The sequence below is a fragment of the Arthrobacter sp. Soil761 genome (assembly GCF_001428325.1).
Classification (GTDB): Bacteria; Actinomycetota; Actinomycetes; order Actinomycetales; family Micrococcaceae; genus Arthrobacter.
The window spans coordinates 337999-359460 of the sequence record NZ_LMSF01000028.1; the positions used below are offsets into that span (position 1 = coordinate 337999).

A 21462-nucleotide genomic window follows, 5' to 3' on the forward strand; every position below is an offset into this window, starting at 1 on the left:
CGAGACGCAGTCATGGCACGAAAAACCATCACCACCCAGGTGGCCATCATGGGAGGCGGCCCGGCAGGGCTGATGCTGTCCCATCTCCTGGCGAAGGCAGGCATCGAGTCAACGGTCATCGAGGTCCGCAGCCACGAGGAGATTGCCCACACCGTCCGCGCCGGCATCCTGGAGCACGGGACGGTCAACCTGCTGGTGGACAGCGGTGTCTCGGACCGTGTGCTGCGCGAGGGCGACCGGCACGATGGCATCGAACTGCGGTTCAACGGCGAGAGCCACCGCATCGACTTCAAGGACCTCGTGGGCGAGTCCGTCTGGCTGTACCCGCAGACGGACGTCTTCCTGGACCTCGCCGCGCGGAGGAAGGACGACGGCGGCGACGTCCGCTACAGCGTCACCGACACCACTGTCCATGACCTGGAGGGCAGCCCGAAAGTCCGGTTTACCGACTCCGAAGGCGTTGAGTTCGAGATCCAGGCGGATTTCCTGGTGGGTGCCGACGGCTCCCGAAGCCACTGCCGGTTCCAGATCCCGGATGCCCACCGCAAGTGGTACTTCCACGAGTACCCCTTCGCCTGGTTCGGCATCCTGGCCGAGGCCCCGCGCAGCTCCGGTGAACTGATCTACGCCAACTCGGCCAACGGATTCGCCCTGATCAGCCAGCGTACGGAGACAGTCCAGCGGATGTATTTCCAGTGCGACCCCAAGGAGAACGTGGCCGACTGGGACGACGAGAGGATCTGGGCCGAATTCCGGAGCCGCGTCAACGGCAACGGCTTCGAGCTCAAGGAAGGGCCCGTCCTGGAAAAGATGGTGCTGCCGTTCCGCAGCTTCGTCCACACCCCCATGCGCCACGGCAACCTCTTCCTCGCCGGCGACGCCGCGCACACCGTGCCGCCCACCGGTGCCAAGGGCCTGAACCTTGCCATCAACGACGTCCAGGTCCTCTTCGAGGGGCTGGACAGCCACTACAACTCCGGTTCCGGCCGCCTGCTGGAAACCTACAGCGACCGGGCCCTGGAGCGTGTCTGGAAGGCGCAGCAGTTCTCGTACTGGATGACCACCATGCTGCACACCCCCGCCGACGCGGACGATTTCTCCCGCGCGCGCCAGCTCGGCGAGCTGAACTCGGTGGTCTCCTCCCGCCACGGCATGGCTTACCTGGCCGAAGCCTACACGGGCTGGCCCGGCGGCGCCTAAAGCCGCGGGAGAAGGACGACGGCGGTCGGCCGGGGTGGGTTCAGGGGCCTGCCAGTCGCCGGACGGCCGCCGCGATGGCGGCAGCGTCAGGCTGCTCGTCGCGCCTGACGGTAAGCAGGTGCAACAGCACCCCGTCGCCGTAGTCCGCGATATCCCGGGCGCGTGCTGCTGCGTCAGCCACCCCCAGGGCTGCAAGAGCCTGTTCCAGCCCGCCCACCAGCAGGTGGTGCCCGCCGGTCACCGCCTCCGGATGGTCCAGGGACAGGGCCAGCCGGGCCCTGGTGAGGCCGGCATGCTGCCGGGCCAGCGCGAGAACCATCGCGGCCAGTTGCCCGGCCAGCTGGTCGACGTCCCGTGGGGGACCGGCCGGGCCAACGTGCTGCAGGAGCTCTGCGTCCAGCTGCAGCAAACGGTCCAGGACGCCTTCCACCAGTGCTGACCGGTTGCGGTAATAGTTTGACGTCGTGCCTTCGGACACGTCGGCGGCGGCATCCACGGCCCGGTGCGTGAGGCCTTTCAGCCCCTTGTTTGCCACCACGGACAGCGCGGCATCAAGGAGCTGGGTACGTCTGTCGCGCATGGCCACAGTCTAGTGGGACTCCTTTCAATTCACTACAAAAGTAGTAGAATCCTGGGTATGGAGACGATCACCATCGTGGGCGGGGGCATCTCCGGGCTTGCCCTCGCGGCGGCGTTGGACCCCAACCGCTTCCACGTGACGGTGTACGAGAAGCGTCCGGAACTGCCCGCCGTCGGCAACGCTCTCGGGATGTGGCCCAACGCCCAACGCGCCCTGGCCCGGCTGGGGATACTGGACCGGGCGCGGGCGGTGAGCCCGGTGCTCGGGAGCGGGTCGGTACGTAACGCCCAGGGGGAGCCCTGGGTTACGGTCGATGCCGGGGAAATGTTCGGCATTTCCCGGACCGACCTGCTGCGGCTCCTGGACACGGCCGTCCCGGGGAGCGTCCGCCGGGCCACCAGCCAGATACGGGGGCTGCCCGCGGACGGGGGACTGGTGGTTGGCGCCGATGGCGTCCACAGCGTTGTCCGCAGCACGGCCTGGGGTCCCGGCGCGGACGCACGTCTGACGCCCTACCTCGCCCTCCGCGGGACCCTGCCTACTCCAGTTGCCCCGGACGAGGTGGGCGAGTACTGGGGCCGCGGGGACCTGTTCGGCATGGCCGCCGCCCGGGGCGGATCCTTCTGGTACGCCAGTTACCGGTCCGGACTTGGCCCCTACGGGATCGACGTTCCGTCAGCGCTGGAACAGGCCCGGGAGCGCTATGCGGGCCACGCACCTGCCATCCGGCGCGCCCTTGCTGCAGCCACGCCGGAGGAATGCCTGGTCCAGCGCCTGTGGACGGTTCCGCGCCTGGGCTCCTACGTCAGTTGCAGGATTGCGCTCATCGGTGATGCGGCCCATGCCATGATGCCCACACTTGGCCGCGGCGCCTGCGAGTCGCTGGTTGACGCGGTGACACTTGCAGACCTGCTTAACACGCTGCCCGAAGACCAGGCACTGCGCGCCTACGACCGGCAGCGGAGGTTCCGGACCCGCGCGGTGAGCCTGGCGTCCTCGGCGCTGGGCCGCGTCGCGCTCACCGAACGCGGCCAGCCGCTGCGTGACGGCCTGCTCAACCTGGCCCGGCGGCGCAACAAACGCGCCGCCGTCGGCAGCAGTTCCGGCAGGTGATTCAGCGCACGGCCGCGGCAGGCCGTGTTGCGTCGTCCCCGCCGGGGGCCTGGGCGCCGGGGAGTCCTCCAGGAGCCTGCTGGACGGGCGGTACCGCGGGCAGTCGTTTCCTGGTCCGCCTCCGCCCCGACCTGCCGTAGACCAGGTACATCGTCACGCCGGTGATGATCATGAGGAGCACCGTGTAGACGAACGTGTTGGCAATACCCTCGGTGCCTTCTGCGCCATCGGTGTTGGCCTTGATCACCAGGCCCAGCGGCTGTACCAGCGGGTGGGCCAGGAAGATGGCTGTGTCATAGTCGTCCAACAGGCTGTTGAAGTTCAGGGCGGTTATGGCTGCTGCCGCCGGGAGAACCAACGGCAGGAGGATGCGCCGAAAGACGTACAGCGTCTTGGCTCCCATGATGGATGCAGCCTCCTCCAGCGATGAATTCACGGAGGCAAAGGACGCTTTGAGCATCCGGAGGGTGAACGGAATCTTCACCGTGACGAATGCGATGAGCAGGATCACCGTTGTTCCGGTGAGCACGGCACCGCCCACCAGCGGGCTGGGGTGGTCGTAGCTGACGATCAGGCCCAAAGCCAGCAGCGCAGACGGCAGGATCCAGGGAATGTGCAGCAGGTACTCGAAGGCCGAGGCCACCCAGTTTTTGTATTTCTGCAGCAGCCGGGCCACGAAGAGCAGTCCGCCGACGGCAATAACGGCCGCCGAGGCGCTGTACACAACACTGACGACAAATGGACGGAGCCCGGACTGCTGGGTGAGGACGCGCACGTAGTTGTCCAGCGTGAGGTTGGCCGGCGACAGCTGCCCCGTCTGGATGGCCACGCCGTCGGCAAACGAGTAGAGCACGATCAGGGCCACCGGGAGCGTGTAGATGGCAAAGAGGAGATATGCCACGGCGTGGACGGCCATGTTGGCTGCGGGGTTGGTGATGTCCTGCTTCTGCAGCTCGGAGGACACCTTGGACACCGAGAAGTAGGTGCCGCCCTTCTCAAGCCGGGACATGACGGCGAGCATCAGCATGGTGGCCAGGCCCAGGATCACTGCCAGCAGCGCTGCCAGGTCCCTGGACGTGGGGCTGTTGGTGAAGGTCAGGATCATCGGGGTAATGGTCTGGAATTCGCGGCCGCCCAGCACCTGCGGTGCGCTCAAAGCCCCCAGCCCGGTCAGAAACGACAGGATGGTGACGGCGAACAGCGTGGGCTTGAGCATTGGCAGGACGATGCGCCGAAGAATCGTCCAGGGGGATGCGCCAAGGTTCCGGGCGGCCTCGATGGTTTGGTAGTCGATCCCCTTGAGTGCGTTGGCCACGAAGAGCATGTGGTTGGTGGTGGTGGCAAAGGTCATGACCACCAGGACGGCGAAAAACCCGGAGAACCATCCCGGGTCCATTCCGGGGATCAGCTTGACCAGCAGCGAGGTGACGATGCCCTTGTCCCCATAAATGAATTTGTATCCCGCAGCCAGCACGATGCCGCCATAGATGAAGGTGGAGGCGTAGCCAAGGAAGAGGATGCGCGAGCCGCGGATCCGGAAATAGTGCGTCACCAGCACGATGAAGACCCCCACCACGTTGACGGTGACGGAAAGGGCCACGGCCAGGAGGAAGCTGTTGCCGAGTGCCTTCATGGCCCGCTGCGACGAGAACAGCTTCTCCGCGGCGCGCCCCGAGAAGCTGCCGTCAGGAAAGAAGGTGGCAATCAGGATATTGACGTTGGGCCAGACCAAAAACGCGGTGATGAACCAGGTGAGGACGACGCCCACCACCAGGACGAAGGGTGAACGGCCCATGCTGCGCACAGTGGCGTTGGCGCTCATGGCAGGGCAACCGCCCGGTCCCGGCGCAGCGACACACCGGTTTCCGGATGGTACTGGAGGATGTGTTCAGGCTGGACATAGACGGTGGTGTTCGTGCCGGCCTCCGGGTGCGTGCCTCCGTTCTCCCTGACAAGGAGGCGGATGTCCGCGCCGTGGCTGCGCACAACGTAGCGGCTGTGGAGGCCATGATAGGTGCGGGAGACCACAGTGGCCGGAAGCCCGACGGCGGTGCCTCCGCCGGAGGGCCGGTCCAGTGAAGCCTTTTCCACGCGGAGGTAGGATCTGGCGTCGGTGCTGAGGCCGGCCCCCGAAAGTTGGTTCACCTCGGAGACAAAGTCCAGAGTCAGGGTTGAGCTGTCGCCGATGAAGTTACAGACGAACTCCGTGGCGGCATGGTCATAGATGTCCTGGGGTGTCCCCACTTGCTCGATGACGCCCTTGTTGAACACCGCGACGCGGTCACTCATGGCGAGTGCCTCATCCTGGTCGTGAGTGACATAGACGGTGGTGATGCCAAATTCACTCTGCAGGTCCTTGAGCTGCTGGCGCAACTGGTGGCGGAGCTTGGCATCGAGATTCGACAGCGGCTCATCGAGCAGCAGGATCTTGGGCCGCAGCACCAGGGCGCGGGCCACGGCAACGCGCTGCTGCTGGCCACCGGACAGCTCCGCCACGTTCTTCGCCAGCTGCTCATCGCTGAGCTCAACGCGCCGCGCGATATCCCGCACAAGTCGGTCGCTCTCGGCAGGTTTTTCTTTCCGGACACGGAGCCCGAAGGCGATGTTTTCCCACACGCTCATGCTGGGGAACAGGGCGTAATTCTGGAACACCATGCCCACCTGCCGCTTGTCGCTGGGAAGCCGGGTCACGTCCTTTCCATCCACCCGGACCGTACCCTTGGCCGGCTGGATGAAGCCGGCCAAGGTGCGCAGCGCCGTCGTCTTTCCACAGCCCGAGGGCCCCAGGAGGGTGAAGAACTCGCCGGGGCGCACATGCAGGTCCAGCTGCGGAATGGCGGTGAAATCGCCAAAGGTAACTTCGATGTTTTCCAAGCGGATCATGGCATACCTGTCTGATGGAAAGCGGAACGGTGACTGGCAGGACGGTTACGTCATGTACTCGAGCTCGATCTTCTCCACCCAGGCACCCATGTTCTTCTGGACGAAGTCCCAGTCGATGTCCTGCTGCTTAAGATCCGCGAAGAAGCCCACCACCTCGGGATTGGCCTTTGCCTGGGCGCCCTTGTTGACCGGCATGGAGTTGAACTTCTGGGCGAACTCGCCTTGGACCTCGGCGCTGCCAAACCAGTCGATGAACTTCTGCGCCTGGTCCTTTTTCTTGGTCCCCTTCACCAGCGCGATCTGCTCTACCGCCAGCGGGACGCCAACCGCAGGGATCACCGTGTCGACGTTCACCTTGAAGGACTTTTCGCGGTCGGCAATGATCGAGGACGGCATCTGCCCCATGTCCACTTCACCGGATGCGATGCGGGCGAACAGGTCGGTTTTCGCCACGGCGGGACTTCCGTTCTTGAAGTACTGCTCAACCTGCTTCCAACCGTCATCGGAGATTCCCAAATCCCCTGAGTCGTCCCGGTAGCGCGAGAGGATGCCGGCAAAGACCAGCTGGGCTGTGGCGGTGCCCAGGCCGGTGACCCTTTCATAGCGGCTCTTGAACTCATCCTTGGCCCACAGGTCAGTCCAGTCCTTCGGTGCTGCATCCTTGGCGAACTTGTCAGAGTTGTAGCCAAGGAGGATCGCCTGCTTCACGAGGGGCCAGTACGTCTCGCCGTCACCGAGTCCCTTGTCCACGTCACCTGCCCACGCCGGCTGATAGGCCTCCAATGCGCCCTCGTTCTTGATCTGCGAGAAGTACATGTTGTTCAAGCCGAATGCGACGTCCGCGATCGGGTTGTTCTTCTCGGCAATGAGTTTATTGGTGGCATCAGCGCCGCCGGCCCCCACGATCTCAATCTTGAATCCGGCCTCGGCCGCCTTGGCGGCCAGCCAGTCACCCCGGCCTTCACCGTTGGAGTTGGTGTAGACAACCAGGGTGTCCCCGGACGCACCTTGCGGAGCTTTGGAAGCTTCCCCCGTTGAAGTTGGTGGGTTCGATCCACCACCGCATCCGGCGAGGAGGGTGACGGCGACGGCGGCGGCAACCAAAGTCTGCAATTTACGCACGATCAGGACTCATTTCTGGACTGGAATCGGAGCATGTCCGCACAGCCTATAGCCGTGCATGACAAAAACCGGGCTGTTATACCTATCGATTCGATAAACAGCCCGGCTGTCCACTTTGGACCAGATGGGGAAACTCTGGGGGCCCGCGGCGTGAACCGGGGGCGAACGTTAGTCCTTGACCGTGGTACCGCTGAGGTGGCGCGTGGGAATCCGGTCCCGGTCGTAGGTGATCTCCGTGTAGCCGTGCGGCTCGGGCTTGCCGTCCTGGTTCAGGTTCACGAACACGATCTCCTCGATGGTGAGGATGCTTTGCCGCGTGATCATGTTGCGGACCTCGGCGCGCATGGTGAGGGAGGTCCGGCCAAACCGGGTGGCCGTGAGGCCCATCTCGATGAGGTCGCCCTGGACGGCCGAGCTGACGAAGTTGATCTCCGAAATGTACTTGGTGACGGCGCGGCCGTTTCCCAGCTGGAGGATGGCATAGATGGCGGCCTCTTCGTCAATCCATTTCAGCAGGCTGCCGCCGAAGAGCGTCCCGTTGGCGTTGAGGTCCTCGGGCCGCACCCACTTGCGGGTCCGGAAGGTGATGTCCGCTGTTTCCATAGGCTGAGATTAGCCGACGGGGCGGTGCGCCCTTACAGTGTGACGGCGCGCCGGCACCGGCGCCATAGGCTCTACAGCTAGGCCATGGCGGTTTGCGCCGCGCTGCGGGCATTGATGCTCTTGGCGTAGCAGTACGAGTGTTCCACCCCGACGTAGGGCCCGAAGTTCGGGATGGCCTCGAATCCCGAATTCTCGTAGAAGTTCCGGCCGTCCGGCTGCGCGGACCCCGCCTCTGCCTTGATGCGGGTAATGCCCTGCCTGAAGGCCTCCGCTTCCAGGGCCGCCAGGATGGAGCTGGCCACCCCGGATCCCCGCGTGTACGGCAGTACGTAGAGGCGCTTGATTTCCGCCGTCGATCCGTCCAGGAGCCGCAGCCCCCCGCAGCCCACAGGCTGCCCCGAACCCTTGTCGTACGCCACCAGGAACACCGCACAGTCGGCGCCCGACGGCGGCGGGCCGGGTTCGTGGTCGGGCCGGCCAAAGCGGGCGTCAAGTTCGGCCTGCTGGGCGCGGCGGAGGTCGGCGCCCACGGGGTTGGACCAGGGGACCTGCCGGATGTTCAGCCTGGGGTTGGTCTGCATATCTGCCTCGATTCGCCGGAGGGGTATGCCTGATAAGGCTAGGCGCGGGGAGTTACACAGGTGTTTCCTGGCGGTAAGCACCTGGATAACGCGGATGTTGACGCGGCTGGGCAGGTTACTTGGCAGCCTAGTTACCAGCTGGTCTAAAATAAATCCATGGCTTCTATGGGCAACGAGGGATCCGGCTACTGGTACGGGCCCGACGGGCAGCTGGACTACAGTGCTGCGGTGCTGAAGTCGCTCCGCGACTACCGCGCGGCCGAAACCGAAATCCGCCGCACCACCAGGGACTCCATGGGCATGGGGGAAACCGACATTCTCGCGCTGCGGTATCTGCTGCGTGTGCAGGCCTCAGGCAAGCAGGTTGTCCCCAAGGACCTGAGCCAGTTCCTCAATATTACTAGCGCTTCCACAACCTCGCTGATCGACCGGCTGGTGGCCAGCGGCCACGTTCGCCGCGAGGCGCATCCCTCGGACCGCCGGTCCGTGGTGGTCATCCCCACCGTTGAATCGGACAAGGAGGTCCGCGAGACGCTCGGCGCCATGCACCGGCGCATGATGCAGGTGGCGGAAGGCCTGACCGCGGAGGAGGCCCGGGTCGTGGTCGATTTCCTCCAGCGGATGACGGACGCGCTCCAGGCGCCCGAAGGCAAGGACCGGAAAATTCACTAGCTGGACTAGCTAGATCAACTAGTTATATGTAAGCTTACGATTGTTCCCAAAGTTGCTTCCCAACGGAGTCGTGAGTGTGTTGGTTACTTTCACCGAAGTTTCACCGCCTGAACCCCGCTTGGCCGGGGCGGTCCTGACAAGCGACCTGCTGGAATCCACCTTGGACGGCACCACTGCGCCGCAGGGAGATCCGGCAGTCCACTGTGGTGCCGCCATGCAGCTCGTGACGCCGGCTGTGGGATGGCACCGCGCCAGCTACACCTTCACGCCGGCCGACGCAGGGGGTACGGAGCTTCCGCCCGTGTGGCGCTGCGCCTGCGGATTCCAGCTGGATGCCTGGCAGCCGGCCGATGTCCGCGCCACGCACACCTCTGCTGCCCTTTCAGCATGAGCATCGCCGGGACGGCAGCGCCTGTACTGCCGCTCAGCCCGCAGAAACCTGGCCCGGACGGTCTCATTGCCGGGCGCTACCAGCTCAGGGAACGCCTGGGCCGCGGGTCCGCTGCCGAAGTCTTCCGTGCGGTTGACCTGGAGGGCGGTCCTGATGCCGCAGTCAAGATCGCGGCAGTCAACGGCCGGAAGCAGCACCAGCGCATCCGCAATGAAGCAAGCGTGCTGGCGGGGCTCAACCACCCGTCCATCGTGCGGCTGCTGGCCCAGGGCGTCATGCCCGACGGCGGGCGCCATTCCGGGCGCCCCTTTCTGGTGGAGGAACTTGCGTTGGGCGCGAGCTTGGCCGAAACCATCCGGCTGCAGAATCCGGGGCCCGGGGATGTTGCACTCTGGGCACAGGGTTTCTTCCGTGCACTGGCGCACCTTCACTCCAGCGGGCTTGTGCACCGGGACATCAAGCCTGCCAACCTGATGCTGAGCGGGCTGCGCAGGAGTCCGGTCCGGATCATCGATTTTGGAATCGCCGCCGCGGCGGGGTCGGCTCCCGAGCCCGGAATTTCCTCCGGCACCGTGCATTACATGAGCCCCGAGCAGGCCTCCGGCGGCACGGCTGACCCCTCCTGGGATGTGTACGCCATGGGCCTGGTCCTGCTGGAGCTTCTCACCGGCTCCAAGGCGTTTCCGGGCACCGCCATCGAATCCCTTGTGGCCAGGACCCTGCGGTCACCGGATGTTCCGGACCACCTCGGTGAATGGGCCATCCTGCTGCGGTCCCTGACAGCCATGGATCCCGTCGAACGGCCGACGGCGGCAAGCGCCGCGGGGATGGCAGCACGGCTGATCCCCGCGGCCCCGGTGCAGGCCCAAGACAGCCGGCCCGGCGGGGACGACCAGCGCAGCCGTGTAAGTCAGCGCGTGGAGCCGGGTGCCGTCCCGTGCAAGGCAATGCGCATCTTCTCTCCCCGGCGCCACCGGCAGCAGATCTAGGGGGCGCCCGCGTCCCGCCCTGTCGGGTCCTCGGCGGTCGGGTCCGCCAGGGCGAGGCCGCCCACCGGGCTGCCGTCCCAATGGATCAGGTTCCAGCCGGCACGCAGGTCGCCCTCCAACGCCACGATCCCGGTATTGGCAAGGACATGGCGGGCGGCGAACTCGTGGTCAACGCCGTCGGCCCGCAACCCGGCCCACGTGCGGATGGCTGCACCATGGCTGACGACCGCAACGGTGCCGTGCTGGTGATGTTCGGCCCGCTCCACCACCCGGGCGATGGCACCGTCAAACCGTTCGAAGAAGGCGTGGCCGTCCGGACCCGCCGGCATGCGGAGATCCAGGTCCCCGGCGGCCCAGGAGATGACCGTCCCCATGTAGCGCTTGTGGGATTCGTGGTCGGTGAGCTTCTCCAGCGATCCGGCCTCGATTTCGTGCAGCCCTTCCAGTACTTCGACATCGAGGGTCTGCAGCCGCGCCAGCGGGGCGGCGGTGATCTGGGTCCTGATCAGCGTTGAGGCGTAGAGGGCCCCGATGCGTTCGTTGGCCAGGGCCCGCGCCATGGCCTCCGCCTGGCGCTCGCCCAGTTCGGTCAGCCCAGGGCCGGGATGGTCGGTATCAAGCTGGCCCAGCACGTTGCCGGGGGTTTCGCCGTGGCGGATCAGGAGCAACTTCATGATCCCAGTTTCGCACTCCGGAATGCTGCCGGCGTACGGCCGGAACGGGCGTCACATCGCCGGGGTCGCAGAAAGGCGCCGGGCCCTGGGGAGCCCGGCGCCGCCGTCGTAATCTTCTGCGTTGGTGCGGAGCCTACTTCAGGTGGTCCACCAGCTGGTCAGCGATGCCCGTGTACTTGCCCGGGGTAAGGGCAAGGAGGCGTGCCTCGGCATCTGGGGAAAGGCCCAGTCCCTGAACGAACTCGCGCATGCGCGCTGCGTCGACGCGCTGGCCGCGGGTGAGGTCCTTGAGGCGCTCGTACGGGTTCTCCATGCCTTCGACGCCGGCAATCGCCTCCGCGCGCATGACCATCTGGATGGCTTCACCCAGCACTTCCCAGTTGGTGTCCAGGTCCGCCGCCAGCACGTCCCCGGCAACGTCCAGGCGCTCCAGGCCCTTGGCCACGTTGGAGATGGCGAGAAGGGAATGGCCGAACGCCACGCCGATGTTTCGCTGGCTGGAGGAGTCGGTCAGGTCGCGCTGCCAGCGGGAGGTGACCAGCGTCGCGCCCAGCGTGTCCAGCAGGCCGTTGGAGATCTCCAGGTTGGCCTCGGCGTTCTCGAAGCGGATGGGGTTCACCTTGTGCGGCATGGTGGACGAACCCGTCGCGCCGGCCACCGGAATCTGGGCGAAGTAGCCGATGGAGATGTAGCTCCAGATATCCGTGCAGACGTTGTGCAGGATGCGGTTGAAGCGTGCCACGTCGGCGTAGAGCTCTGCCTGCCAGTCGTGGCTCTCGATCTGCGTGGTCAGCGGGTTCCAGGTCAGGCCCAGCCCCTCCACGAAGGTCTGGGACACCTGCTGCCAGTCAGCGCCCGGGACGGAGGCCACGTGCGCGGCGTAGGTGCCCGTGGCACCGTTGATCTTGCCCAGGTACTGCGTCTTTTCGATCCGGTCCAGCTGGCGGGTCAGGCGGTGCGCGATGACAGCCAGCTCCTTGCCCAGGGTGGTGGGCGTGGCCGGCTGGCCGTGGGTCCGGGACAGCATGGGGACGGCGCGGTTGTCTTCCGCCATCCTGCTGATCTGTTCCACCAGGGCGCGGGCGGCGGGCAGCCACACATCCTCCACGGCGCCCTTGATGCCCAGCGCGTAGGAAAGGTTGTTGATGTCCTCGGAAGTGCAGCCGAAGTGGACCATGGCGGTCAGGTTTTCGATGCCGATAGCGGGCAGCCGGCGGCCGATGTAGTACTCCACGGCCTTCACGTCATGGACGGTGACGGCCTCGATCTCTGCGAGTTCGGCTACCGAGGCGGCGTCGAATTCGGTGACGATGGCGCGGAGCTGGTCCTGCTGCTCCTTGCTGAGGGGACCGGCTCCCGGCAGGACGTTGTTGCTGGTCAGGTGGATGAGCCATTCAACTTCCACAGCCACCCGGTCGCGGTTCAGGGCGGCCTCGGACAGGTAGTCCACGAGGGGGGCGACGGCGGACTGGTAACGGCCGTCCAGGGGTCCGAGCGCGATTTTTTCCGATGACGCGGCGAGGGCCAGGCGTCCTGAGGGCGTACGGGTATCAGCTGTGGCGGCAGTTTCAGGCATGTGCTGATTCTTTCATGAAGTCCGGCACCGCCTTAAGCCGGGCAGCCACGTTACTTGTCCACATAGCCGACGGCGGTGCTTACCCCGCGGGGGCTGCCTGCCTAGCGTTGGACACAGCAGGGAGATGGCGAAACATCTGGCCGGGAAGGCCGTGACGGGAAGCTGGCATGGGGAACGATCTGACGGACGGGATATGGGGCAACGGGCTGGGCGTCAGCCTTGAAGTCCAGGAACTGGGGCGAAGGGTGGCGCAGTGCTGTCACACGGCGGAAGAGGTGCTCGCAGGATTCCACGACATCCAGTTGGCGAACTGGGAATCACCTGCCGGGCAGGCATACCGCGATTCGGTCAGCCTGCAGGCGGTGGCGGTCCGCAGGGCGCTTGACCGGGTGCGGGAGGCGTCTGCCGCGGTGGCCGCGCACGCCAGCGCAGCATTGACGGCCGAGTGCTCGCCGGGCAGCCGGTTCTGATGGCCGATGTGACGCCCTCCGGTTCAGGAGGTCCCATCCACGTTTCACCACCGCCCCCGGACGGCATCCTGACCATTTCCGGTGGCGTGGGTGGAATCACCGTCCAGCTGGAGGAACTGGATGCGGGGGCCGCGAAGCTCGATGGACTCGCTGGCCGTCTCGCCGCCATCGAGGCGGAGCTTTTCACGGTCTGGCGGGAGCTTGGTGAGTACCAGAACCAGCCGCGAACCACGGGGACTGCAGCGCTTATTGCCGTGGGGGAGTCAAGGGAGGCGGTCCTCAGGGTCCGGCTGGAGCTCCAGCGGATCAGCGGCCAGGTACGGAGCTGCAGGTGGGATTACCAGATGGCCGAATCCATTGCCCACACGCAGTGGATGCTGGGCCTGTCGAATCCGGACGTTGAGCTCCGGAAGCATGTGGACTTCTGGCGGACGGGATTCCTCAATGGGGATGCCATGGAGATGCTGGTGGCCAATGCCGTCACCACCCTTCCCTTGATCAAGTCTCTGGTCGAAGGCGTCAACCCCGCGCTGCGTCCGGGCCCGGTGACGGCCAGGCAGGAAGAGCGCGTGCCCATCGACCTCGACGCCACCCCCGCCGGGCTGCTTGAACGGGTCAGGCTGGTGGAGGAGCGCGGCAGTGGCTACATCGAAGTCATCGAGGTGGACAACGGAGGCGGAAAGGCCTACGTGGTGGTGGTTCCGGGAACCCAGGTCCATGACGAAGACGAAGGCACCAACCCGTTCGATCTTGCCGGAATCGTCGACGGCCTGGGCAGCAATTCCCGGCAGGTGAATGCCGCAGTCCTGCAGGCACTCCGGGAGGCCGGCGCCGAGCCGGGAGCGGACGTCGTTGCGGTGGGGTACAGCCAGGGCGGAATCCATGCCATGAACCTGGCGGCGGACAAGGAGTTCCTCAAGGAGTACGACATGAAATACGTCCTGACTGCGGGATCGCCCATTTCGCGCATAACGCCTCCCCCCGATGTCAGCACTCTTCACCTGGAACACCGCACGGACTGGGTGCCCGGCAGCGATGGCCTGGACAACCGGGATGCCAGGAACCAGGTCACGGTGACCGTGAACAACGACCTCTACGTGCGCGGGGGAGAAGACGCCGGACTGGGGCCGGGCCACCGCCTCACCGGCTATGAGGAGGCAGCCCGCCTGGTGGGCGCCAGCAAGGACCCGTCCCTGGCCCAGTCCACGGCGGTGCTGGGCGGGGTCCTGGGTGCCGGCGGTGCTGCCACTGCCACCAGGTTTTCCCTGTCCAAGCCGCCACCGCCTCCTCTTCCCAGGGAACGCAGGGACCCCTTTTCGGGGCGGCCGCAGCCGGGTGCCAGGTAAAACTTGCATCCAGCCAAAGCAGGGCAGGGCCTCAGGAGATCTGGGCGGCGTGCATTTCCGCGAACCTCTTGGTGCGCGTCTTTCCCTGCGGGTCCGGCTGCGGGGCGGGCTTCGGGGCCGGCGCCGGCACGGCGGCTGTGCACCGGTAGTTGTAGTCCAGGTCGCCTTCGGTGAACTGGGTCAGCGTGACGGTCCCGCCCGGCGCCAGGGGGGAAGCCGAGCAGTATTCGCGGGCAGAGTCCGTGGATTCCGCACCCGCCAGCCAGTTCCTCAGCCGGTAGAGGTTGCTGCCGGGGCCCACTTCCCCCACAATTTCACCGAATTGATAACCGGTGGAATAGATCCCCACGTCCAAGCCAGTGCCCTCCAGGAACGCGGTCATGCCCTCCAGCTCCGCAGCATTGGCGGTCTTGTCCCACAGCCAGCTGTTTCCGGTTTCAACATCCAGCCACCACATGCGCCGCAGCTCCCCGGCGCCCGAATCCTTCAGGATGGCAACGTCATTGGCGGCCATGGCGTACCCGTGCACGTAGGCGCAGGCAGGTGCCCCCGTGCCGTCACACACTCCGTAGGGGTTGCTGACGTCCATGCCACGGTAGTTGTTGCTCGCAGGCCACCACACCGACTCCACCGGTCCTGTTGCGGCGGTGTTCACGTACACCGCCGCCGGAGTTCCCCCGGCGGCATCCGACGTCTGGTCCGCCCACGCCAGTTGGGCAGCCAGGCATGGGTTGACGGTGTCCGGCCGTCCCCCGTTGACGCCCACGATTGCGAATGCCGGGGGTGCGGGGAGGTCTGCGCCGCACTGGGGCCAGGAGATGTCGTTGCCAAGCGCGGTCATGCTCCGCGGTGCCGGCCCTGTTTCGGCGTCTGCTTGTGCCGGGCCTGCCTGCCACGCCAAAAGCAGGCAGGCGGCAAGCAGGAATCTCATGGGCTTCATGCGTGGGCCCCCCGTGGTCCGGAACTGACAGCAACAGGGCCTCTGGAGGCCCCGGTTCGCAGCCTAAGCGGCCCGTCCGGCAGGGGTCATGGGTGGCGGGTACTGCTGTTTTGGGAGCTGGGTGGCGAAACGGCACCTGCCGGGTACCTGTTTCCGCCCGCCTTCCTACTTAGAGGCTGGATCCCGGACCCGGGGTCAGCGCCTGCCGCCCGGGAGCAAACCTGCCACCAGTGAGACCAGGGAGATGATGATCGCCGCCAGGACGGCGGTCCAGAAGAAGGAATCGATAGTGAGGTGCACCGGTGTGTAGCCGCTGATCCAGGCTGTCAGGTACAGCATGGCGGCGTTGATGACGATCGCGAACAGGCCCAGGGTCAGGATGGTGATGGGAAGCGCCAGGAGTCTGACCAGCGGCCGCACGAAGGCGTTCACCACCCCGAAGATGAGGCCGATGAAGAGGTAGGCCAGGACGATCCCGATGGCATCGGTGTCCTGTGAAATACCGCTGCGGGCCACGGCATCCGATGCCGCCGTGCTGGAGATGTCCATGCCCGGCAGGATCCAGCTGGCCACCCAAAGAGCTGCGGCATTGACGATGACCCGGAGGATGAATGAACCCATGGCACCATGCTTCCACAAGGTGCTGATGTGCGGCCGGCAGCGTGCCCTGAATTTCGGTGCATGGTCCCCCGATTCCCGTGGGGGCTTGGAAGTAGGCTAGAAGCCATGACCTCATCTGAGACCAGGGCAGGCGGCATTGCACCCCGCCCGGTGCTGGAGCGGCTGCCCCGCTACGCTGCAGGAAAGCCACCGGCCGCCGTCAGCGGGCTGGCCAGCTACAAGCTGTCGTCCAACGAGAACCCGCTGCCCCCGATTCCGGCCGTCCTCGAGGCGATCGCCCGGCAGCGGGACTTCAACCGGTACCCGGATCCGCTGAGCAGCAGGCTCCGCGCGGCGCTGGCGGAATTCCTTGGCGTGCCCGCCGAGGACATCGTCACCGGCGCCGGGAGTTTGGGCGCACTGAACCAGATTCTGGCTGCCTTTGCGGGCCAGAACGAGGACGGCAAGGCGGACGAGGTCATCTATGCGTGGCGTTCCTTTGAGGCGTACCCCATCAGCGTGGGCCTGGCAGGTGCGGAAAGCGTGCGCATCCCCGTGACCGCGGACGGACGGCATGACCTGGAAGCGATGGCGGCTGCAGTAACGGCCCGCACCAAAGTCATCCTTCTCTGCACGCCCAACAATCCCACGGGCCCGGCACTCGGCGCTGCTGAAACCGAAGCCTTTATCCGTTCCGTGCCGGCGGACGTGGTGGTGGTCATCGACGAGGCCTACCAGGAGTTCGTCAGGGCCCAGGACGCCGTTGAGGGGATCGACCTCTACCGCAAATACCCCAACGTGGTGGTTTTGCGGACCTTCTCCAAAGCCCACGGACTGGCCGGCCTTCGGGTGGGCTACAGCGTCTCCCAACCGGAACTGACGCAGTACCTCCGCGTTGCCGCCACCCCGTTCGCCGTGTCCCAAATTGCCGAGGACGCAGCAATTGTTTCCCTTGGGAATTACGCCCAGGTTGTGGAAAGGGTACAAAAGCTCGTGGACGAGCGGGCGCGGGTAACCGCCGGCCTGAAGGAGCTCGGATGGGCCGTCCCGGATGCCCAGGGCAACTTCGTATGGCTGGCACTCGGTCCTGAAAGTTCAGCCTTTGCGGAGCTGGCGGGGACGCGTGCCCTTTCCGTGCGGGCCTTCCCCGGGGAGGGCGTCCGGGTCAGTATCGGGGAACCCGAGGCCAACACCCGGTTCCTCCAGTTGTGTGCCGACTATACAAAGGCACCGGCAACTTCCTAGCACTTAACAAGTAGCCCTCCCGCTACTTACCGAAGATAAAGTTAGGATCAGTAAGCCAATGTATATGCCGCAAAGGGAATGTATTCCTTTTGAGGCATATATCCCAGCGACATTTGCATTGCATCCGGATGCGGCAAGCAAGGAGACGGTATGGGCACTCATCTGCCTTCCACCGAGTTCGACGGAACAGCGGTAGACGATCAGCGGGAAGCCGATGCTGAAGCCGTCATGGGCGAGCCCGCGGCCCAGATGGTGCAGCTGCTCGGCCCCGACGGGAAGCTCGGCAGCGATCCGGTCTTCAGCGGCTACGCGGACAAACTGACCCCGGAGGACCTGCGTGGGCTGTATGGGGACATGGCCGCTATCCGCCGGTTCGATATTGAAGCCACCGCCCTCCAGCGCCAGGGCCAACTGGCACTGTGGGTACCGTTGACCGGCCAGGAGGCAGCGCAGATTGGCTCGGGCCGTGCCAGCCAGCCGCAGGACTACATTTTCCCCACGTACCGGGAGCACGGCGTCGCGCTGACCCGCAACGTGGACCTGGCCGAACTCCTGCGCCAGTTCCGCGGAGTTTCCAACGGCGGCTGGAACCCCAAGGACACCAACTTCCACCTGTACACCCTGGTCCTGGCTGCCCAGACCCTCCACGCCGTGGGCTACGCGATGGGGATCCAGCGCGACCAGAAGCTCGCCGCCGCCACGGATGCGGCCAACGAGCAGCCGAACGCCGCCGTCATCGCCTACTTCGGTGACGGCGCCAGCTCGGAAGGTGACGTGCACGAGTCCATGGTGTTCGCCTCCTCCTACAAGGCGCCGGTGGTGTTCTTCTGCCAGAACAACCACTGGGCCATCTCCGTACCCACCAACGTCCAGACCCGGGTTCCGCTGTCCAACCGCGCCAAGGGCTATGGTTTCCCGGGGATCCGGGTGGACGGCAACGACGTGATCGCCGTGCATGCAGTCACCGAATGGGCCCTGGAGCATGCCCGCCAGGGCAACGGACCTGTCCTGATCGAGGCCTTCACCTACCGGGTGGGCGCGCACACCACCGCCGACGACCCCACGAAGTACCGCCCGTCGACGGAAGAAGACGCCTGGCGGGCCAAGGATCCGCTGACACGGCTCGAGAAGTACCTGCGTGCCGAAGGCCTGGCGGACGACGACTTCTTCGCCAAGGTCAAGGCCGACGGCGACGAGCTGGCCGCGTATGTCCGGCGCACCGCCCATGATCTTGAAAACCCGGACATCCGGCAGGCCTTCGCCAACGTCTATGCCCAGGCGCATCCGCTGGTGGCCGAGGAACTGGCATGGTTCGAGGAGTACAGCGCAGGATTCGCCGGCGAGGAAGAAGCCGCCGCGCAGGAAGCAAAGGCAGGCCACTGATGACCACCATGACCATTGCCAAGGCCATCAACGAGGGCCTCCGGGCCACCCTGGCGGCAAACCCCAAGTCGCTGCTGATGGGCGAGGACATTGGTCCCCTGGGTGGTGTGTACCGGGTGACCGACGGGCTGATCGGCGAGTTCGGCCCGGACCGCGTGGTGGACACCCCGCTGGCCGAATCCGGCATCATCGGCACCGCCATCGGCCTGGCCCTGCGCGGCTACAGCCCCGTCTGCGAGATCCAGTTCGACGGCTTCGTCTTCCCCGGCTTCAACCAGATCACCACCCAGCTGGCCAAGATGCACGCCCGCAGCCACGGCAACCTTACGGTTCCCGTCGTCATCCGCATCCCGTACGGCGGCGGCATCGGCTCCGTGGAGCACCACTCCGAGTCCCCCGAGGCGCTGTTCGCGCACACGGCAGGCCTGCGCATCATCACCCCTTCCAACCCGCACGACGCCTACTGGATGATCCAGCAGGCCGTGGAATGCCAGGACCCGGTGATCATCTTCGAACCCAAGCGGCGCTACTGGCTCAAGGGCGACGTCGACGTTGACGCTCCGGGTCCCTCGGAGGACCCCTTCAAGGCCCACGTGCTGCGTGAGGGTACTGATGCCACCATTGTTGCCTACGGCCCCCTGGTTCCCGTGGCGCTTGCGGCCGCCAACGCCGCGGCGGAGGACGGCAGGAGCGTTGAGGTCATCGACCTCCGGTCCATCTCGCCGATCGATTTCGACACCGTCACCGCCTCCGTCCAGAAGACCGGACGGCTGATCGTGGCGCACGAGGCGCCCACCTTCGGTGGAATCGGCGGCGAAATCGCCGCCCGCATCAGTGAACGTGCCTTCCATTCGCTCGAGGCCCCGGTGATCCGCGTTGGCGGATTCCACATGCCCTATCCCGTTGCCAAGGTGGAGGAAGACTACCTTCCGGACATCGACCGCATCCTGGAGGCGCTGGACCGCGCCCTCTCCTACTGAGGACACCATGACCCTGAACAAGTTCAACCTGCCCGATGTCGGCGAGGGCCTCACCGAAGCGGAAATCGTCTCCTGGAAGGTCAAGCCGGGCGACGCCGTCGCCATCAATGACGTCCTCTGCGAGATCGAAACCGCCAAGTCCATCGTGGAACTGCCGTCCCCGTTCGCCGGGACGGTCACCGAACTGCTGGTGGGGGAAGGGGTGACCGTGGACGTCGGCACGGCCATCATCAGCGTCAGCGACCACGTGTCCGGCGATCCCACACCCGCTGACGTCCGTGCACCGGAAGCACCAGTGCAGCCGCTCTACGGCAAGCTCCCGCAGGATGCGGCAGTGGACACAACGGCCGACGGCGGCGCTGGCGGAAGTGCCCCGGCCGCCGGCCCGCTGGTGGGGTCCGGCCCCAAGGCCGACGCGGTCAAGCGGCGCCCGCGGAAAACGGCGCCGGCCGCTGCCGTGACGGTCAATGCCCCGCAGGTTGAACCTGTCCAGCCGGGCACGCCGGCTGCAGTGTCCGCCACCGAACCCGCGGCCGTCGACAACCGTCCTACCCTTGGCGGTACCATCACGGGCCTGGTCAACCGGGTCCTGGCCAAGCCGCCCGTCCGGAAAATTGCCCGTGACCTGGGCATCGACCTGGCAGATGTTGTTGCCACCGGTTCACGGGGTGAAGTAACGCGCGAGGACCTGGTCAGCTACCAGTCTCAGCGCGATGCCGAGCTGGACAAGGCGGACGGCTTCTGGGGCAAGGCCGGAAAGCCGCAGGACCAGCGCGTGGAGCGGATTCCGGTCAAGGGCGTCCGCAAGGCCACCGCAAAGGCGATGGTGGAATCCGCCTTCGCAGCGCCGCACGTCAGCATCTTCGTGGACGTGGATGCCAGCCGCACCATGGAATTCGTCAAGCGGCTCAAGGCCTCCCGGGACTTCGAGGGCATCAAGGTCTCGCCGCTGCTCATCCTGGCCAAGGCCGTCATCTGGGCCGCGGCCCGGAACCCCAGCGTGAACGCGTCGTGGGTGGACAACGAAGACTCCGACACCGCTGAAATCCATGTCAAGCACTTCATGAACCTGGGGATTGCCGCCGCAACCCCGCGCGGCCTGATGGTCCCGAACATCAAGAATGCCCAGGACCTGTCCCTGAAGGAGCTGGCGCTGGCGCTGAACAACCTGGCCACCACCGCCAGGGCCGGGAAGACCCAGCCGGCCGAGATGCAGGGCGGCACGCTCACCATCACCAACATCGGTGCCCTGGGCATCGACACCGGCACGCCCATCATCAACCCGGGCGAGGTGGCCATCGTTGCTTTCGGAACCATCAAGCAAAAGCCCTGGGTCCTGGACGGTGAGGTGATTCCCCGCTGGATCACCACCTTGGGAGGATCCTTCGACCACCGCGTGGTGGATGGTGACCTGTCCGCACGTTTCATGGCCGACGTCGCAGCCATCCTGGAAGAGCCCGCGCTCCTGCTGGACTAGGGCCCGGACCAGGACGTGACGGTAAGCAGCGGCTCAATCCGGGCCAGGAACCACACCGCCAGGTGGCTGACTGAGGTCTTCCAGCCGCCGGTGGTGGTGAGCATCCAGCTGTTGATCAGCCCCCTGACGGAGGCAGGATTCCCCGGGACCATGGGTTACGGGGCGCTGGCGGCCCTCTTTGTGTGCGTGCTTCCGCTTGTGGTGCTGCTGGTGCTGGTCAGGCTGGGGAAGGTGACGGACCATCATGTGAGCGACCGCAGGCAGCGCGCCCCGGTGCTGCTGATGGCGCTGGCCTGCATTGCCGTGGGGCTGCTGGTGCTGGACACCGTGAACGCCCCGCAGAGCGTGACCGCCATGGTCCTGGCGGTGGTGGGCGGCGTGGCCGTGCTGGCAGTCGTCAGCCCGTTCTGGAAAATGAGCGGCCATGCCGCTGCAGTGTCCTGTGCCGCCGTCGTATTGGTGCTGATGCTTGGCGCGGCCTGGGCCCCGCTGCTGCTCCTGGTTCCGGCGGTGGGCTGGTCACGCGTTGTCCTGCGGGCGCATACCCCGGGGCAGGTGGTGGCAGGTTCGCTCTTTGGCGGAGTGGTGATGGCCGGGATCTGGTGGCTGCTCCAGGGCTGGCTGGTGGGCTGAACGC

Annotated in this window: 22 protein-coding genes; 12 read left to right on the forward strand and 10 right to left on the reverse strand. The window is 65.8% G+C overall.

Going from position 1 to position 21462, the window contains the following annotated elements:
* Positions 1–12: 12 nt before the first annotated feature.
* The gene (locus tag ASG79_RS16105) at positions 13–1200 is read left to right on the forward strand and encodes a 4-hydroxybenzoate 3-monooxygenase (RefSeq protein ID WP_056392449.1); all 1188 of its coding nucleotides are present in this window, start codon (positions 13–15) and stop codon (positions 1198–1200) included.
* 40 nt (positions 1201–1240) lie between these two features.
* On the opposite strand, the gene ASG79_RS16110 is transcribed toward ASG79_RS16105, so the two are convergent.
* Positions 1241–1780, reverse strand: a complete 540-nt coding sequence (locus tag ASG79_RS16110; RefSeq protein ID WP_056392537.1) for a TetR/AcrR family transcriptional regulator — start codon at positions 1778–1780, stop codon at positions 1241–1243.
* Positions 1781–1837: 57 nt separating this feature from the next.
* On the opposite strand from ASG79_RS16110, the gene ASG79_RS16115 reads away from it, so the two are divergent.
* Complete coding sequence (locus ASG79_RS16115; RefSeq protein ID WP_082581785.1) at positions 1838–2893, forward strand: FAD-dependent monooxygenase; 1056 nt, start codon at positions 1838–1840, stop codon at positions 2891–2893.
* A 1-nt stretch (position 2894) separates the two neighbouring features.
* On the opposite strand, the gene ASG79_RS16120 is transcribed toward ASG79_RS16115, so the two are convergent.
* The 5 genes from ASG79_RS16120 to ASG79_RS16140 all read right to left on the reverse strand — a co-directional run bounded on the left by ASG79_RS16120 (position 2895) and on the right by ASG79_RS16140 (position 8082).
* A complete protein-coding gene (locus tag ASG79_RS16120; protein WP_056392455.1) occupies positions 2895–4715 on the reverse strand; it encodes an ABC transporter permease in 1821 nt (606 codons plus the stop codon).
* Positions 4712–5776: an ABC transporter ATP-binding protein gene (locus ASG79_RS16125; RefSeq protein WP_056392457.1), complete on the reverse strand. Its 1065-nt coding sequence runs from the start codon at positions 5774–5776 to the stop codon at positions 4712–4714. The genes ASG79_RS16120 and ASG79_RS16125 overlap by 4 nt, the downstream gene beginning before the upstream one ends.
* A gap of 45 nt (positions 5777–5821) precedes the next feature.
* Entirely contained in the window at positions 5822–6898 is a 1077-nt protein-coding gene (locus ASG79_RS16130; protein ID WP_026265846.1) for an extracellular solute-binding protein, read from the reverse strand.
* Between the two features lie 168 nt (positions 6899–7066).
* Complete coding sequence (locus ASG79_RS16135; RefSeq protein ID WP_082581786.1) at positions 7067–7501, reverse strand: acyl-CoA thioesterase; 435 nt, start codon at positions 7499–7501, stop codon at positions 7067–7069.
* A gap of 77 nt (positions 7502–7578) precedes the next feature.
* Positions 7579–8082, reverse strand: coding sequence for a GNAT family N-acetyltransferase (locus ASG79_RS16140; RefSeq protein WP_018769769.1), 504 nt, complete (start codon positions 8080–8082; stop codon positions 7579–7581).
* A gap of 156 nt (positions 8083–8238) precedes the next feature.
* Between ASG79_RS16140 and ASG79_RS16145 the strand changes: the two genes are divergently transcribed.
* From ASG79_RS16145 to ASG79_RS16155, 3 genes are all read left to right on the forward strand, one after another.
* Complete coding sequence (locus ASG79_RS16145; RefSeq protein ID WP_056392459.1) at positions 8239–8754, forward strand: MarR family winged helix-turn-helix transcriptional regulator; 516 nt, start codon at positions 8239–8241, stop codon at positions 8752–8754.
* A gap of 70 nt (positions 8755–8824) precedes the next feature.
* A complete protein-coding gene (locus ASG79_RS16150) occupies positions 8825–9145 on the forward strand; it encodes a hypothetical protein (RefSeq protein ID WP_134164888.1) in 321 nt (106 codons plus the stop codon).
* Positions 9142–10134, forward strand: a complete 993-nt coding sequence (locus ASG79_RS16155; RefSeq protein WP_056392461.1) for a serine/threonine-protein kinase — start codon at positions 9142–9144, stop codon at positions 10132–10134. The genes ASG79_RS16150 and ASG79_RS16155 overlap by 4 nt, the downstream gene beginning before the upstream one ends.
* Here the strand turns inward: ASG79_RS16155 and ASG79_RS16160 are convergent.
* Positions 10131–10808: a histidine phosphatase family protein gene (locus tag ASG79_RS16160; protein WP_018769766.1), complete on the reverse strand. Its 678-nt coding sequence runs from the start codon at positions 10806–10808 to the stop codon at positions 10131–10133. The two genes, ASG79_RS16155 and ASG79_RS16160, sit on opposite strands and share 4 nt — an antisense overlap.
* 133 nt (positions 10809–10941) lie before the next feature.
* Positions 10942–12384 (reverse strand): adenylosuccinate lyase, encoded by a 1443-nt coding sequence (gene purB / locus ASG79_RS16165; protein WP_056392462.1) that lies wholly within the window; start codon positions 12382–12384, stop codon positions 10942–10944.
* Positions 12385–12551: 167 nt separating this feature from the next.
* Here purB and ASG79_RS16170 point away from each other — a divergent pair, with 167 nt between their 5' ends.
* Both ASG79_RS16170 and ASG79_RS16175 read left to right on the forward strand, forming a co-directional pair.
* Positions 12552–12854: a hypothetical protein gene (locus tag ASG79_RS16170; RefSeq protein ID WP_056392466.1), complete on the forward strand. Its 303-nt coding sequence runs from the start codon at positions 12552–12554 to the stop codon at positions 12852–12854.
* On the forward strand, positions 12854–14200 hold the full coding sequence (locus ASG79_RS16175; protein ID WP_223993108.1) for a hypothetical protein: 1347 nt from the start codon (positions 12854–12856) through the stop codon (positions 14198–14200). Before ASG79_RS16170 ends, ASG79_RS16175 begins: the two co-directional genes overlap by 1 nt.
* 31 nt (positions 14201–14231) lie before the next feature.
* Here the strand turns inward: ASG79_RS16175 and ASG79_RS16180 are convergent, their stop codons facing one another.
* The gene (locus ASG79_RS16180) at positions 14232–15140 is read right to left on the reverse strand and encodes a hypothetical protein (protein ID WP_026265844.1); all 909 of its coding nucleotides are present in this window, start codon (positions 15138–15140) and stop codon (positions 14232–14234) included.
* 195 nt (positions 15141–15335) lie between these two features.
* Positions 15336–15761 (reverse strand): phage holin family protein, encoded by a 426-nt coding sequence (locus tag ASG79_RS16185; protein WP_018769761.1) that lies wholly within the window; start codon positions 15759–15761, stop codon positions 15336–15338.
* A 105-nt stretch (positions 15762–15866) separates the two neighbouring features.
* Here ASG79_RS16185 and ASG79_RS16190 point away from each other — a divergent pair, with 105 nt between their 5' ends.
* The 5 genes from ASG79_RS16190 to ASG79_RS16210 all read left to right on the forward strand — a co-directional run bounded on the left by ASG79_RS16190 (position 15867) and on the right by ASG79_RS16210 (position 21458).
* Positions 15867–16985, forward strand: coding sequence for a histidinol-phosphate transaminase (locus ASG79_RS16190; protein ID WP_018769760.1), 1119 nt, complete (start codon positions 15867–15869; stop codon positions 16983–16985).
* 150 nt (positions 16986–17135) lie between these two features.
* Positions 17136–18368, forward strand: a complete 1233-nt coding sequence (pdhA, locus tag ASG79_RS16195) for a pyruvate dehydrogenase (acetyl-transferring) E1 component subunit alpha (RefSeq protein ID WP_018769759.1) — start codon at positions 17136–17138, stop codon at positions 18366–18368.
* Complete coding sequence (locus ASG79_RS16200; protein ID WP_018769758.1) at positions 18368–19348, forward strand: alpha-ketoacid dehydrogenase subunit beta; 981 nt, start codon at positions 18368–18370, stop codon at positions 19346–19348. The genes pdhA and ASG79_RS16200 overlap by 1 nt, the downstream gene beginning before the upstream one ends.
* A gap of 7 nt (positions 19349–19355) precedes the next feature.
* Positions 19356–20825 (forward strand): dihydrolipoamide acetyltransferase family protein, encoded by a 1470-nt coding sequence (locus ASG79_RS16205; protein WP_056392469.1) that lies wholly within the window; start codon positions 19356–19358, stop codon positions 20823–20825.
* A 15-nt stretch (positions 20826–20840) separates the two neighbouring features.
* A complete protein-coding gene (locus ASG79_RS16210) occupies positions 20841–21458 on the forward strand; it encodes a phosphatase PAP2 family protein (protein ID WP_026265843.1) in 618 nt (205 codons plus the stop codon).
* Positions 21459–21462: the final 4 nt, after the last annotated feature.